Source organism: Streptomyces sp. Act143 (genome assembly GCF_003143935.1).
Lineage (GTDB): Bacteria > Actinomycetota > Actinomycetes > Streptomycetales > Streptomycetaceae > Streptomyces.
Genome location: NZ_QFRX01000001.1, coordinates 8,864,612 through 8,877,743, shown reverse-complemented (window position 1 = coordinate 8,877,743; position 13,132 = coordinate 8,864,612). Strand labels below are relative to the sequence as shown.

The following is a 13,132-nucleotide window of genomic DNA, read 5'->3' as shown; positions in this document are numbered from 1 at the left end:
ACAGCGCCGCGATCGCGCGGAACGTTACCGTATCGCGATCAGATGACCACTTCGACGCTCTCTCCGGGTGCTTTACCTGACACCCGTTCGGATTCGAGCGCCTGCTGAAGGATGATCACAGCGGCTGCTTGATCGATGACGGAGCGGCCCTTCTTGGACTTCACGCCCGAGGCGCGCAGTCCCTGGCTGGCCGTGACCGTGGTCATCCGCTCGTCCACCAGGCGGACCGGGATCGGTGCGATGCCCTTGGCCAGCTCCTGCGCGAAGCCTCTGACCTTCACCGCGGCCGGGCCCTCGCCCCCCTTGAGGGAGCGAGGGAGTCCGACGACGACCTCGATCGGTTCGTACTCCTCCACCAACTGCCTCAGCCGGCGGTGGGCGGCCGGGATGTCCCGGCCCGGGACCGTCTCGACCGGAGTGGCGAGGATCCCGTCGGGGTCGCACGAGGCGACCCCGATCCGGGCGTCCCCGACGTCGATCGCGAGTCGACGCCCTCTGCGCATCGTCACTTCGCGGTGTCCGTGACCAGACGCTCGACGGCCGCCACGGCCTCGCCGATCGCGGCCGGGTTCTGACCGCCGCCCTGGGCGACGTCCGGCTTGCCGCCACCGCCGCCGCCGAGGGTCTTGGCGGCCGCGCGGACCAGGTCGCCGGCCTTGAGGCCGCGCTCGCGGGCGGCCTCGTTGGTGGCGATGACCGTCAGCGGCTTGCCGCCCGCGACCGTGAACAGCGCGACCACGGCGGCGCGTCCGCCCTGGATACGGCCGCGCACGTCGAGGACCAGCTTGCGCAGGTCGTCGGCGGTCGTGCCGTCCGGGACCTGGCCGGTGACGACGGCGATGCCGCGGATGTCCTTGGCGGACTCGGCGAGACCGGCCGCGGCCTGGAGGACCTTCTCGGCGCGGAACTTCTCGATTTCCTTCTCGGCATCCTTCAGCTTGCCGAGCATCGCGGAGACCTTCTCCGGGAGCTCCTCCGGGCGGCCCTTGATCAGCTCCTGGAGCTGGGCGACGACCGTGTGCTCCCGGGCGAGGAAGTTGTAGGCGTCGACGCCGACGAGGGCCTCGATGCGGCGGACACCGGAGCCGATGGACGACTCGCCGAGCAGCTTGACCAGGCCGAGCTGCGAGGTGTTGTGGACGTGCGTGCCGCCGCACAGCTCCTTGGAGAAGTCGCCGATGGTGACGACACGGACCCGCTCGCCGTACTTCTCGCCGAACTCGGCGATGGCGCCCTGCTTCTTGGCCTCGTCGATGCCCATGACGTCGGCGCGGACGTCGAGGTCGCGGGCGAGCACCTCGTTGATCTTCTGCTCGACGTCGGTCATCACGGCCGTCGGAACGGCGGACGGGGAACCGAAGTCGAAGCGGAAGCGGCCGGGCTGGTTCTCGGAACCGGCCTGGGCGGCCGTCGGGCCGAGCGCGTCCCGCAGGGCCTGGTGGGTCAGGTGGGTCGCCGAATGGGCACGGGCGATGGCCGTGCGGCGGCGGGCGTCGATCGAGGCGTGCGCCTTGGCACCGACGGTGACCTCGCCGAACTGCACGACGCCCTTGTGGACGTAGACGCCCGGGACCGGCTTCTGGCAGTCGCGGATCTCGATGACGGCACCGGAGTCGACCTTGATCTTGCCGGTGTCGCCGATCTGGCCGCCGCCCTCGGCGTAGAACGGGGTGCGGTCGAGGACGATCTCGACCTCGTCGCCCTCGGTGGCGGCCGGGGAGGAGACGCCGTCGACGAGGATGCCGACGATCGTGGACTCGCCCTCGGTGTCGGAGTACCCGATGAAGTCGGTCTCGCCGACCTTGTCCGCGATCTCGCGGTAGGCGCCGGCACCGGCGTGGCCGGTCTTCTTGGCCTGGGCGTCGGCCTTGGCGCGCTCCCGCTGCTCCTTCATCAGGCGGCGGAAGCCGTCCTCGTCCACGGACAGGCCCTGCTCGGCGGCCATCTCCAGGGTGAGGTCGATCGGGAAGCCCCAGGTGTCGTGGAGCAGGAACGCCTTGTCGCCGGCGAGGACCTTGCCGCCGGCGGCCTTGGTCTCGGTAACGGCGGTGTCGAGGATGTTGGTGCCGGCCTTGAGCGTCTTGAGGAAGGCGTTCTCCTCGGCGACGGCGACCTTCTCGATGCGCTCGCGGTCGGTGACCAGCTCGGGGTACTGCTGGCCCATCATGCCGATGACGGTGTCGATGAGGTCCAGGACGACCGGGCCGGTGGCGCCCAGCAGGCGCATGTTGCGGATGGCGCGGCGCATGATGCGGCGCAGCACGTAACCGCGGCCCTCGTTGCCGGGGGTGACGCCGTCGCCGATGAGCATGACCGACGTGCGCATGTGGTCGGTGACCACGCGCAGGGAGACGTCCGAGTCGTGGGCGTCGCCGTAGGCGACACCGGTCAGCTCGGTGGCCTTCTTGATGACGGCCATGGAGGTGTCGATCTCGTACATGTTCTGCACGCCCTGCAGAATCATGGCGAGACGCTCGAGTCCGAGACCGGTGTCGATGTTCTTGCTGGGGAGCTCGCCGAGGATCTCGAAGTTGTCCTTGCCGATGCCCTCGCCACGCTCGTACTGCATGAAGACGAGGTTCCAGATCTCCACGTACCGCTCGTCGTTGACGGCGGGGCCGCCCTCGACGCCGAACTCGGGGCCGCGGTCGTAGTTGATCTCGGAGCAGGGGCCACAGGGTCCGGGGACGCCCATGGACCAGTAGTTGTCCTTCATGCCGAGGCGCTGGATGCGCTCCTTGGGCACGCCGACGACCTCGTGCCAGATGCGCTCGGCCTCGTCGTCCTCCAGGTAGACGGTGATCCAGAGCTTCTCCGGCTCCAGGCCGTAACCACCCTTGTCCTGGGGCGTGGTGAGCAGCTCCCAGGCGTACTTGATGGCGCCTTCCTTGAAGTAGTCGCCGAAGGAGAAGTTGCCGCACATCTGGAAGAAGGTGCCGTGCCGGGTGGTCTTGCCGACCTCTTCGATGTCGGGCGTGCGCACGCACTTCTGCACGCTGGTCGCGCGCGACCACGGCGGCTTGACCTCACCGAGGAAGTACGGCTTGAAGGGCACCATGCCGGCGGGGACCAGGAGCAGAGTCGGGTCGTCCGCGATGAGCGACGCCGAAGGGACGACGGTGTGACCGCGCTCCTCGTAGAAGCTCAGCCAGCGGCGGCGAATCTCGGCCGACTCCATCAGTGGTCCTCATTCCGGTTGTACGAGTACGTCTCATACGTCGATCCCTCGACGTACTTGTGGTTGTTGCGGTTCTCGATGGCGGCGAACCGCCGGGGAGCGGGGAGTTCGGGGTCCGCGTTGATGCCCAGCGCCTCCCCCAGCTCTTCCTCCCGCTGGGCCATGTTGTCGCGGACGTCGAGCGCGAAGCCGACCGCACGGTCCTTGAGCCTGTGCCCGGCCTCGATCGCCTTGTTCGTCGCGGCGACGGCGAGGTGCTCCGGGGTCAGCTGCTTCAGCTTGCGGTTGACCTTGGTGGTGGCCCACACACCGGCGGCGACGCCCGTGCTGAACCAGAAGGTACGGCGGAACATCTGAGCTGGCTCCTACTTTCCCCGGTTCTTCCGCCGCGCGGTCGGCACGGTTCGCCCCACGATCACGGTACGCCGGGGCGCCTTGGCGGGCACGTCGTCCTTGCGGCCCGCGAGTGCCCGGCGCACGCCGTATCCGAACGCCGCCACCTTGACCAGCGGGCCGCCGAAGGTGGAGGCGACGGTCGTGGAGAGCGCCGAGGCGTTGGAGGTGACCTCCTGGACGTCGGAGGCGATCGCGTCGACCCGGTCGATCTGGGTCTGCGCGGACCGCACCGCCGAGGAGGCGTCCGCGAGGAGCGGGACGGCCTGGTCGGTCACGTCCGCCACCAGCTTGGTGGTCGCCCTGAGCGTCTGGGCCAGCCTCGCCAGCGCGACGGCGAGGAAGGAGACCAGGATCGCCCAGAAGACGGCCACCAGGATGCCGGCCACCTCTCCACCGGACACTGCGCACCCGCTCCCGTATACGTGCTCTGAACATCGGAACCCAAAAAACAAGTGGCCCCGAGCCTATCGCGCCGCGAGTGGGACTCCGCACCGGTATTACCGTCCGGGCGCACCGGACTTGAGCGAAGCGATTGTACGGAGTGATTACGGTTGAGTACGCTCCGTGTCCCATGCGGGATGATCGGCTCAGCGACGGCAATCTGCCCCTCGAACTCGACGCGTTCGTGGGCCGCACGGCCGAACTCGCCGCGCTGTCCCGACTGCTGGAGAGCTCGCGCCTGGTCACCGTGACCGGCGCCGGCGGGATCGGCAAGTCACGGCTCGCGGCACGGGCCGCGCGGGACGCCGGTGCGTGGCGCGTCGAACTGGCGGCGGTACGCGATCCGGAGCTCGTGGACTACGCGGTCGTGGACGCGCTGGGGCTGACGGACCACACGACGCGGCTGCCGCGCGAGACGCTGCTGGAGCATCTGGGCGCGCCGGGACGTCGACTCCTGCTGGTGCTCGACGGGTTCGAGCACCTCGTCGAGGCGTGCGCGGAGCTGGTGGCCGACCTGCTGCGCCGGGTGCCGGGGCTCACCGTGCTCGCGACGGGCCGCAGGCCGCTGTCCGTACCGGGTGAGCGGGTGTTCGTGCTGGCGCCGCTGGGCGCGGACGAGGCCGTCGAGCTCTTCGTCGACCGGGCGGGGCAGCAGGGCCTGGCCGTGGGTGACGATCCCGACGCACGCGAGCTGTGCCGGCGGCTGGACAGCATCCCGCTCGCCGTCGAGCTGGCGGCCGGGCGGCTGCGGGCCCTGTCCCCCGCCCAGTTGCTGGCCCGGTTCGAGGACCGCTTCCGGCTGCTGACGGGCGCGGCCCATGGTTCCCCGGAGCGGCACCGTGCCCTGCGCACGGCCATCGGCTGGAGCCATGAGCTGTGCACGCCCGGGGAGCGGCTGCTGTGGTCGCGCCTGTCGGTGTTCGCGGGGCCCTTCGACCTGGAGGCCGTGGAGTACGTGTGCAGCGGCGACGGACTGGCCGAGCCGGACGTCCTCGATGTGCTGACGGAGCTGGTCGCGCAGTCCGTGGTCGCGCGCGAGGAGACCGCGGCGGGGGTGCGCTACCGGATGCTGGACACCCTCCGGGCCTACGGCGCGGACTGGCTGGAGGCGACCGGGGACGCGGAGCGGCTGCGCCGACGGCACCGCGACTGGTATCTGGGCCTGGCCACCTGGTGCGAGCTGGACTGGTTCTCGCCGCGGCAGGGCGAGCTGGCGCGGCTCGTCGAGACGGAGCTGCCGAATCTGCGGTGTGCCCTGGAGCACTGTCTGGCCGACCCGGAGGAAGCGCACCTGGGCCAGTACCTCGCGAGCTCGCTCTGGTTCTACTGGACGGGCTGCGGGCGGCTGTCGGAGGGGCGGCACTGGCTGGAGCAGTGCGTGCATGTGGATTCCGACCACGAGTCGTCCCGGCTGAAGGCCCTGTGGGTGCTCGGCTATGTCGCGATCCTCCAGGGCGACACCGTGCCCGCGCTGGCGGCGCTCCAGGAGTGCCGGGAGACGGCGGAGCGTTCGGCGGACCCGACGGCGATCGCCTACGCCGAGCACCGCACCGGCTGTCTGGCCCTGGTCACGGACGACATGCCGCGCGCAGAAACGCTGCTGCGCTCGTCGCTCGACCGCTACCAGGAGATCGGCGAGCTCAACAGCAGCGTCCTGATGGGGCAGGTGGAGCTGGCGATGACCCGGGCGTTCCAGGGCGATCTGCCGGAGGCCGTGAAGCTGTGCGAGGACGTGCGCCAGGTCTGCGAGGACCACGGGGAGCGGTGGGCCCGGTCGTACGCGCTGTACGTGCTGGCGTACGCGGCCTGGAGCGACGGCGACCCGGCCGGTGCCCGCGAGCTGCTGTCCGACTCCCTGGGCGCGGCGCACACCTTCAACGACCTGCTCGGCGCGGTGCTGTCGATCGAACTGCTGGCGCTGGTCACGGTGGCCCAGGGCGATGCCGCGGAGGCCGCGCTGCTGCAGGGTGCGGCCGCTGCGATGTGGCCCTCGGTGGGGCTGCCGCTGTTCGGGTCCGCCTACTTCAACACCCCGCACGAGCTGTGCGAGGCCGCGGCCCGGGCGGAACTGGGTGACGAGCGGTACGAGGCGTGCGTACGGGAAGGGGGCCGGCTCGACCGGGAGGCGGCCGTGGCCCGGGCGCTGGGGCGGCCGCCGGCTCCGCTGCCCGGCCCGCGCGGTCCGGCCCGGCACGCGGGCGGGGCCGTCATCATGCACGAACCCGCCGCCTCCCGTGCCCGGAAGGGCGGGGAGACGGCGGGCTGAGGCGCAGAGAGTGCTACGACCGCTGAGGGATCAACGGGCGTAGTACTCGACGACGAGCTGCTCGTCGCAGATCACCGGGATCTCCTTGCGGTTCGGCTCACGGTCCAGGCGGAACGCCAGGGCCTTGAGGTTCACCTGGAGGTAGCGCGGGGTCTCACCCTCGGGGGCGAAGCCGCCCTCGCGGGCGATGGAGAAGAGGGTCTTCTCGCGGCTGCGCTCACGGACCATCACGACGTCGTCGGGACGGACGCGGAAGGACGGCTTGTCGACCTTCTGGCCGTTGACCTCGATGTGGCCGTGCACGACCATCTGACGGGCCTGGTAGATGGTGCGGGCGATGCCCGAACGCAGGACCAGGGCGTCGAGACGGCGCTCGAGCTCGACGATCAGGGCCTCACCGGTCTTGCCCTGCACCTTGGAGGCACGCTCGTAGGCGCGGACCAGCTGGCGCTCGGAGATGTCGTACTGCGCGCGCAGACGCTGCTTCTCCAGCAGACGGACCTTGTAGTCCGAGTTCTGCTTGCGGCCGCGGCCGTGCTCACCCGGCGGGTAGGGACGGGCCTCGAAGTACTTGACGGCCTTCGGGGTCAGCGCGATGCCGAGGGCACGCGACTTCTTGACCTTGGGGCGGGACTGGTTCGCCACAATCTCTCATTTCTCAGTGTTCGGCTTGTCAGGGTTGAGGGAGGTCGCATCCGCAGCCGGGGAAACCCTCCGGGTCCGTTGCCGGGCCTGGTGGGCAGCCGCTCCCTGGTCTGGGCACTACGTGCAGCACGCGAGTGGCCCACCGACCGCTCTCACCGGGTGGTGAGTGGTGGTGGGCTGCCCGCGACACCATTCGAACGGTGCGCGACGCTCCTGGAACCCCTGGGGGTTCCGGCTGACCGTCCCGTTCTGACAGCACGGGACACAGCACTTCGACGGATTCTACAGGCTGCTCAGGACCGCTTGCGACCGAGGTGCTTGCGGGTCCACTCCACCGCGTCCGCGTACCGCGCCTCGGCTCCGTGCCGGGTCGGGTCGTAGTACTCGCGGTCCTTGAGGGCGTCCGGGGCGTACTGCTGCTCGGCGATGCCCTCGGGCAGGTCGTGCGGATACACGTATCCCTGGGCGTGCCCGAGCTTGGCGGCTCCCTTGTAGTGCCCGTCCCGCAGATGCGGCGGCACCGAGCCGGCCAGGCCCTTGCGTACGTCGTCCAGGGCGGCGCCGATCGCGGTCGTCGCGGAGTTGGACTTGGGGGCGAGCGCCAGGGCGATGGTGGCGTGGCTGAGGGTGAGGGCGGCCTCGGGGAAGCCGATCATGGCGACGGCCTGGGCGGCGGCGACCGCGATGGACAGGGCGTTGGGGTCGGCCAGTCCGATGTCCTCGCTGGCGGAGATCATCAGGCGGCGGGCGATGAAGCGGGGGTCCTCGCCGGCCTCGATCATGCGGGCCAGGTAGTGCAGGGCGGCGTCGACGTCCGAGCCCCTGATGGACTTGATGAGGGCGCTGGCGACGTCGTAGTGCTGGTCGCCGTCGCGGTCGTACTTCACCGCGGCGCGGTCGACGGTCTCCTCCAGCGTCTGGAGGGAGATCTCGGTCTCGCCCTTGTCGAGGGCGGCTCCGGCGGCGGCCTCCAGGGCGGTGAGTGCGCGGCGGGCGTCGCCGCCGGCGATCCGCAGCAGGTGGTCCGCGGTGTCCTCGGGCAGTCCTACGGCGTCCTTCAGGCCGCGCTCGTCGCTCAGCGCCCGCTTGAGGAGCCCGCGCACGTCGTCGTCCGTGAGGGGTTCGAGGGTCAGCAGGAGGGAGCGGGAGAGCAGCGGGGAGATCACGGAGAAGTAGGGGTTCTCGGTGGTCGCCGCGATCAGGGTGACCCAGCGGTTCTCGACGGCGGGCAGCAGGGAATCCTGCTGGGCCTTGCTGAAGCGGTGGATCTCGTCGAGGAAGAGGACGGTCTCCTTGCCGTACCCCCCGGTGGCGCGGCGGGCGCCGTCGATGACCGCGCGGACCTCCTTGACGCCCGCGGTGATCGCCGACAGTTCGACGAAACGCTTGTTGGTGGCCTTGGAGACGACGTAGGCGAGAGTCGTCTTGCCGGTGCCGGGCGGGCCCCACAGGATCACCGAGGACGGTCCGGCCGGTCCGCCCGCGCCCTCGCCGACCAGGCGGCGCAGGGGTGAGCCGGGCTTCAGCAGGTGCTGCTGGCCCACCACCTCGTCGAGGGTGCGCGGGCGCATCCGCACCGCCAGGGGACTCCCGGCGGGGTCCTTCTCCTGGCGGTCTTCGGCTGCGGCGGTGAACAGATCGGGCTCCACGTCCAAAACCCTAAATCACCGCACTGACAGTCGGTCCGGGCCCCGGGAGGGCCCGGCGGTCAGCTGGTCCAGAAGTCCCACCAGCGCGTCAGGATCAGCATGCCGATGATGCCGATGTGCAGGACCGGCAGGACCCAGGTGAACTCGCCGAAGAAGCTCTTCAGCCAGCGCGGGGCGGGGATGAAGCCGTTGCGCACGTTGAACGAGGTCACGTACCAGAACATGATGATCGTCGCGACCCAGGCCAGGGAGCACCACAGGCACAGGGCGTTGATGCGGTACAGCGACTGGAACATCAGCCAGGCGCAGAAGCCGACGCCGAAGAGGGTGCCGGCGTTGAAGGTCAGCCAGTACCAGCGCGGGAAGCGGGCCCCGGCGAGCAGGCTCATGCCGACGCAGACGACGATGCCGTAGGCGACCAGGCCGAGCATCGGGTTGGGGAAGCCGAACACCGCGGCCTGCTTGGACTCCATGACGCTGCCGCAGGAGACGACGGGGTTCAGGCTGCACCCGGGGGTGAAGGTCTTGCCCTCGACCTTGGCTTCCAGCAGCTTGAACTTGTCGATCGTGATGACCCACGCGGCGAGCAGGCCGGCCGCTCCGGTGAGCACCAGCAGCACGGCGAGGGCACGGCTGCCTCCCACCGACCGTGGCGCGCCGGCCGTGCGATCCGGCTCGGGCACGGTGGAGACGCTCTTGACTGTGGTCTTGCTCATCACGCCGATTCCGTCTGCTTGAGAGTTGGACCTTCTTCGGGCAGGGGCCATTGTGCCGTACACGAGGCCTTGCCCACCGTTCGCTGGACATAAGGAAGTACGCACGGCTGTCTCTGAATGTTCGGTTCCGGCCGAGTCTTGAAAACATGACAGCACACGCGAACGAACTCGCGGTCGACGTACGGGGACTGCGCAAGCGGTACGGCGACGTGACCGCGGTCGACGGGATCGATCTCGGCATCGGGCGGGGCGAGGTGTTCGGCCTGCTGGGACCCAATGGCGCGGGCAAGACCACGACCGTCGAGATCCTCCAGGGCAACCGCGGCCGGGACGCGGGCGAGGTGTCCGTGCTCGGCGCGGACCCGGCGAAGGGCACCCGCGCGTGGAGGTCCCGTGTGGGAATCGTCTGGCAGGACGAATCCGCGCCCGCCGAGTTGACGGTCCGCGAGACCGTGCGCCATTTCGCCCGCTACTACCCGAGCCCGCGCGACCCGGAGGAGGTCATCGGTCTGGTGGGGCTGGCGGAGAAGGCGGGCAGCCGGATCAAGGGCCTGTCGGGCGGCCAGCGCCGTCGCCTCGACGTGGCCCTGGGAGTGATCGGCGGCCCCGAGCTCCTGCTCCTGGACGAGCCGACGACCGGCTTCGACCCGGCGGCCCGTCGCCGCTTCTGGGAGCTGATCCGCACCCTCTCCGACGAGGGCACGACCATCCTCCTCACCACGCACTACCTGGAGGAGGCCGAGGCCCTGGCCGACCGGCTGGCCGTGGTGACCGAGGGCCGGATCGTCGCCGAGGGCCGTCCCGCCGCCCTGCGGGAGCGCCACGGCACCGAGGCGACCGTCGAGTGGACCGAGCCGGACGGCACCCCGCGCACCGAGCGCACGGAGACCCCGACCCGCACGGTCGCCGAGCTCACGCACCGCTTCGACGGCGAGATCCCGGGGCTGCGGGTGAGCCGGCCCACGCTGGAGGACGTCTACCTCCGGCTGACCGGACAGGAGGACGCGCGATGACCACGACCGCCGTACGGTCCGGGACGGACACGCGCGCCGAGCGGCTGCCGGGCGCCTGGGACATCGGGCTGCGGCGCGGGGCCCTGGAGATCAGACAGTTCTTCCGCCAGCGCGACCAGATGGTGTTCTCCTTCGCCTTCCCGGTCGTCTTCCTCTTCCTGTTCGCGTCGATCTTCAGCGACGACGTGCAAGGCGCGGGCATCACGGCCTCGCAGCTCTACGTCCCCGCGATGATGGCCGCCGGCATCATGTCGACCAGCTTCCAGTCCCTGGGCATCTCGATCGCCATCGAGCGGGACGACAAGGTGCTGCGCCGACTGCGCGGCACACCGATGCCCCCGGCGGCGTACTTCCTCGGCAAGATCTGGCTGGTTCTGGTCACCGGCCTGATGGAGACGGCGATCCTGCTCCTCGTCGGCACGACGCTGTACGACGTCGAGCTGCCCCCGGACGCCGCGCACTGGTTCCACTTCGCCTGGATCTTCGTCCTCGGTCTGACGGCGTGCGCGCTGCTCGGCATCGCGATCAGCTCGGTCCCGAGGTCCGGCAAGAGCGCGAGCTCGGTCGTCATACTCCCCTTCCTGGTCCTGCAGTTCATCTCCGGGGTGTACATCGCGATCGACACCATCCCGGACTGGATGCTGAACATCGGTGCCCTGTTCCCGCTGAAGTGGATGTGCCAGGGGCTGCGCGGGGTGTTCCTGCCGGACTCGGCGCGGGTCCTGGAGCAGGCGGGCGGCTGGGAGTTCGGCCGTACCGCCCTGGTCCTGGGCGCCTGGTGCGTCGGAGGATTGGTGCTGTGCCTGCTGACCTTCCGCTGGAAGGACCGGCGCGACGGATGAGGATTCCCGCGGGACTCATCGGCGCGTACACCCGGGGACCGGTCGTTCCGGCTCCGGGACACCGACTTCGCGCTGATCCGGCCGACCACCCCGTCCTGCGGGGCGACCCACCGGACGAGCGGCAGGCGCTCGGCTGCCTGACGGTGGCCCTGGCGCCCTGTTCCTGCCGTCGGCGGTGCCGGTCGGTGAGAGGCGCCTGCCGACGTGCTGGACGAGACGTCCCGGCAGAACCCGCCGGGGGCGGAACTGCGCCCGGACGTCGTGCCGATGGACCTGTGGATGCCGGGCGGCGGTGGCGTGGACTCGATCGAGCGGATGGCCGCGGCCGCACTGCCTTGTCAGGTCATCGTTCTGACGACGCACGAGACGGACCGCGACCTTCCGTGGGCCGTGGAGGCTGGCGCGGCGAGCTGTCCGCTCAAGGATCTGCCGCGCGGGGAGCTTGCGGAGGCGGTACGGGCCGCCGCGCGGGGGCGAGGCCCGTACCGGCGCCCTCGGTGGTGGCCCGCCCGGTCGACCGGCTCCGTACCCGGCCGGAACGCCCCCGGCTGTCGGAGCGGCGGTTGGGCAGCGGGGAGTCGACCGTGCAGGCCCCTCTGCCGCGCGCCCTCGGCAAGTTGGGGGGCGACGACCGGGCCGCGGCGGTGACGGGCGCGATGTGGTTCGGGGTGTCGGACCCATGAGAAAGGGCGCCGGGGTTTCCCGGCGCCCTCGCGTCTCACTCAGCCCAGCCGGGCCTCCAGCTCCGCCACGATCTCGTTGACGCCGATCGCCGTCTGCTCGCCGGACTCCATGTCCTTGAGCTGGACGACGCCCTCGGCGAGGTCGCGCTCACCGGCGACGACCGTGTAGCGGGCGCCACTGCGGTTGGCGTTCTTCATCGCGCCCTTGAGGCCCTTCGCGCCGTACGAGAAGTCCGCCGCGATCCCCACCTTGCGCAGCTCGGTCACCTTGGCGAAGAGCACCCGGCGGGCCTCCTCCCCCAGCGGGACCGCGAACACGCTGGTCGTGGAGGGGAGTTCGAGCTCGACACCCTCCGCCTCCAGGGCGAGGACCGTGCGGTCGACGCCGAGGGCCCAGCCGACGGACGGGAGCGCGGGACCGCCGATCATCTCCGACAGGCCGTCGTAGCGGCCGCCGCCGCCCACCGCGGACTGGGAGCCCAGACCGTCGTGGACGAACTCGAAGGTCGTGCGCGTGTAGTAGTCCAGGCCGCGGACCAGCTTGGGGTCGTCCTCGAAGGCGACGCCGGCGGCCGTGATCAGCTCGCGGACCTCTTCGTGGTACGCCTTGCAGGCGTCGCAGAGGTAGTCGCGCAGCAGCGGGGCGTCGCCGAGCTGCTTCTGCACGTCCGGACGCTTGTCGTCGAGGACGCGCAGCGGGTTGATCTCCGCCCGGCGCAGCGTCTCCTCGTCCAGGTCCAGGCCGCGCAGGAAGTTCTGGAGCGCCTCCCGGTACACCGGACGGCACTCCTTGTCGCCCAGGCTGTTGAGGAGGATGCGGAAGTTACGCAGCCCCAGGGAGCGGTACGCCTGGTCGGCCAGGATGATCAGCTCGGCGTCCAGCGCCGGGTCCTCGGCGCCGATCGCCTCGGCGCCCACCTGGGAGAAGTGCCGGTAACGGCCCTTCTGCGGGCGCTCGTAGCGGTAGTACGAGCCCGAGTACCAGAGCTTGACCGGGAGGTTGCCCGCCTTGTGCAGGTTGGCCTCCAGGGCGGCGCGCAGCACGGACGCGGTGCCTTCGGGGCGCAGCGCGAGCTGGTCGCCGCCCTTGGTCTCGAAGGCGTACATCTCCTTGGTCACGATGTCGGTGGACTCGCCGACACCGCGCGCGAAGAGCTCCACGTTCTCGAAGCCGGGCGTCTCGATGTAGCCGTAGCCGGAGTTGCGCAGCGGGGCGGCGATCGCCTCGCGGACCGCCAGGAACTTGGCGCTGTCCGGCGGGATCAGGTCGTACGTGCCCTTGGGGGCCTTGAAGGTGCTCACG

Annotated in this window: 11 protein-coding genes and 1 pseudogene; 4 read left to right on the top strand and 8 right to left on the bottom strand. The window is 70.5% G+C overall.

Features of this window, described 5'->3' with window-relative positions:
- Positions 1 to 38 precede the first annotated feature (38 nt).
- The 4 genes from ruvX to DI272_RS40565 are packed head-to-tail and all read right to left on the bottom strand — an operon-like array spanning position 39 to position 3,975.
- The gene (gene ruvX, locus DI272_RS40580; RefSeq protein ID WP_109500154.1) at positions 39 to 503 is read right to left on the bottom strand and encodes a Holliday junction resolvase RuvX; all 465 of its coding nucleotides are present in this window, start codon (positions 501 to 503) and stop codon (positions 39 to 41) included.
- Between the two features lie 2 nt (positions 504 to 505).
- On the bottom strand, positions 506 to 3,178 hold the full coding sequence (alaS, locus tag DI272_RS40575; protein WP_109500153.1) for an alanine--tRNA ligase: 2,673 nt from the start codon (positions 3,176 to 3,178) through the stop codon (positions 506 to 508).
- Positions 3,178 to 3,531, bottom strand: a complete 354-nt coding sequence (locus DI272_RS40570) for a hypothetical protein (protein WP_109500152.1) — start codon at positions 3,529 to 3,531, stop codon at positions 3,178 to 3,180. Before DI272_RS40570 ends, alaS begins: the two co-directional genes overlap by 1 nt.
- A gap of 12 nt (positions 3,532 to 3,543) precedes the next feature.
- Positions 3,544 to 3,975 carry a DUF948 domain-containing protein gene (locus DI272_RS40565; protein ID WP_109500151.1) on the bottom strand — a complete coding sequence of 144 codons (432 nt, stop codon included), beginning with the start codon at positions 3,973 to 3,975 and terminating at the stop codon, positions 3,544 to 3,546.
- A 170-nt stretch (positions 3,976 to 4,145) separates the two neighbouring features.
- Here DI272_RS40565 and DI272_RS40560 point away from each other — a divergent pair, with 170 nt between their 5' ends.
- Positions 4,146 to 6,281 carry an AAA family ATPase gene (locus DI272_RS40560; RefSeq protein ID WP_181387472.1) on the top strand — a complete coding sequence of 712 codons (2,136 nt, stop codon included), beginning with the start codon at positions 4,146 to 4,148 and terminating at the stop codon, positions 6,279 to 6,281.
- A 30-nt stretch (positions 6,282 to 6,311) separates the two neighbouring features.
- On the opposite strand, the gene rpsD is transcribed toward DI272_RS40560, so the two are convergent.
- From rpsD to DI272_RS40545, 3 genes are all read right to left on the bottom strand, one after another.
- Positions 6,312 to 6,926 carry a 30S ribosomal protein S4 gene (gene rpsD / locus DI272_RS40555; RefSeq protein ID WP_004002680.1) on the bottom strand — a complete coding sequence of 205 codons (615 nt, stop codon included), beginning with the start codon at positions 6,924 to 6,926 and terminating at the stop codon, positions 6,312 to 6,314.
- A 293-nt stretch (positions 6,927 to 7,219) separates the two neighbouring features.
- Complete coding sequence (locus tag DI272_RS40550) at positions 7,220 to 8,575, bottom strand: replication-associated recombination protein A (RefSeq protein ID WP_109501297.1); 1,356 nt, start codon at positions 8,573 to 8,575, stop codon at positions 7,220 to 7,222.
- Between the two features lie 59 nt (positions 8,576 to 8,634).
- Positions 8,635 to 9,291 (bottom strand): vitamin K epoxide reductase family protein, encoded by a 657-nt coding sequence (locus DI272_RS40545; protein WP_109500149.1) that lies wholly within the window; start codon positions 9,289 to 9,291, stop codon positions 8,635 to 8,637.
- Between the two features lie 146 nt (positions 9,292 to 9,437).
- Here DI272_RS40545 and DI272_RS40540 point away from each other — a divergent pair, with 146 nt between their 5' ends.
- From DI272_RS40540 to DI272_RS46340, 3 genes and pseudogenes are all read left to right on the top strand, one after another.
- Positions 9,438 to 10,304 (top strand): ABC transporter ATP-binding protein, encoded by an 867-nt coding sequence (locus DI272_RS40540; RefSeq protein WP_109500148.1) that lies wholly within the window; start codon positions 9,438 to 9,440, stop codon positions 10,302 to 10,304.
- A complete protein-coding gene (locus tag DI272_RS40535; protein WP_109500147.1) occupies positions 10,301 to 11,146 on the top strand; it encodes an ABC transporter permease in 846 nt (281 codons plus the stop codon). Before DI272_RS40540 ends, DI272_RS40535 begins: the two co-directional genes overlap by 4 nt.
- Before the next feature lie 267 nt (positions 11,147 to 11,413).
- Positions 11,414 to 11,545, top strand: a pseudogene (locus tag DI272_RS46340) (DNA-binding response regulator); the annotation flags it as partial.
- Positions 11,546 to 11,868: 323 nt separating this feature from the next.
- Here DI272_RS46340 and hisS read toward each other — a convergent pair.
- Positions 11,869 to 13,131, bottom strand: coding sequence for a histidine--tRNA ligase (gene hisS / locus DI272_RS40525; protein ID WP_109500146.1), 1,263 nt, complete (start codon positions 13,129 to 13,131; stop codon positions 11,869 to 11,871).
- Between the last annotated feature and the right edge of the window lies 1 nt (position 13,132).

Coding starts and splice junctions, on each gene's coding strand:
- ruvX (WP_109500154.1), bottom strand. CDS start 503: ATGCGCAGAGGGCGTCGACTCGCGATCGACGTCGGGGACGCCCGGATC.
- alaS (WP_109500153.1), bottom strand. CDS start 3,178: ATGGAGTCGGCCGAGATTCGCCGCCGCTGGCTGAGCTTCTACGAGGAG.
- DI272_RS40570 (WP_109500152.1), bottom strand. CDS start 3,531: ATGTTCCGCCGTACCTTCTGGTTCAGCACGGGCGTCGCCGCCGGTGTG.
- DI272_RS40560 (WP_181387472.1), top strand. CDS start 4,146: ATGCGGGATGATCGGCTCAGCGACGGCAATCTGCCCCTCGAACTCGAC.
- DI272_RS40545 (WP_109500149.1), bottom strand. CDS start 9,291: ATGAGCAAGACCACAGTCAAGAGCGTCTCCACCGTGCCCGAGCCGGAT.
- DI272_RS40540 (WP_109500148.1), top strand. CDS start 9,438: ATGACAGCACACGCGAACGAACTCGCGGTCGACGTACGGGGACTGCGC.
- DI272_RS40535 (WP_109500147.1), top strand. CDS start 10,301: ATGACCACGACCGCCGTACGGTCCGGGACGGACACGCGCGCCGAGCGG.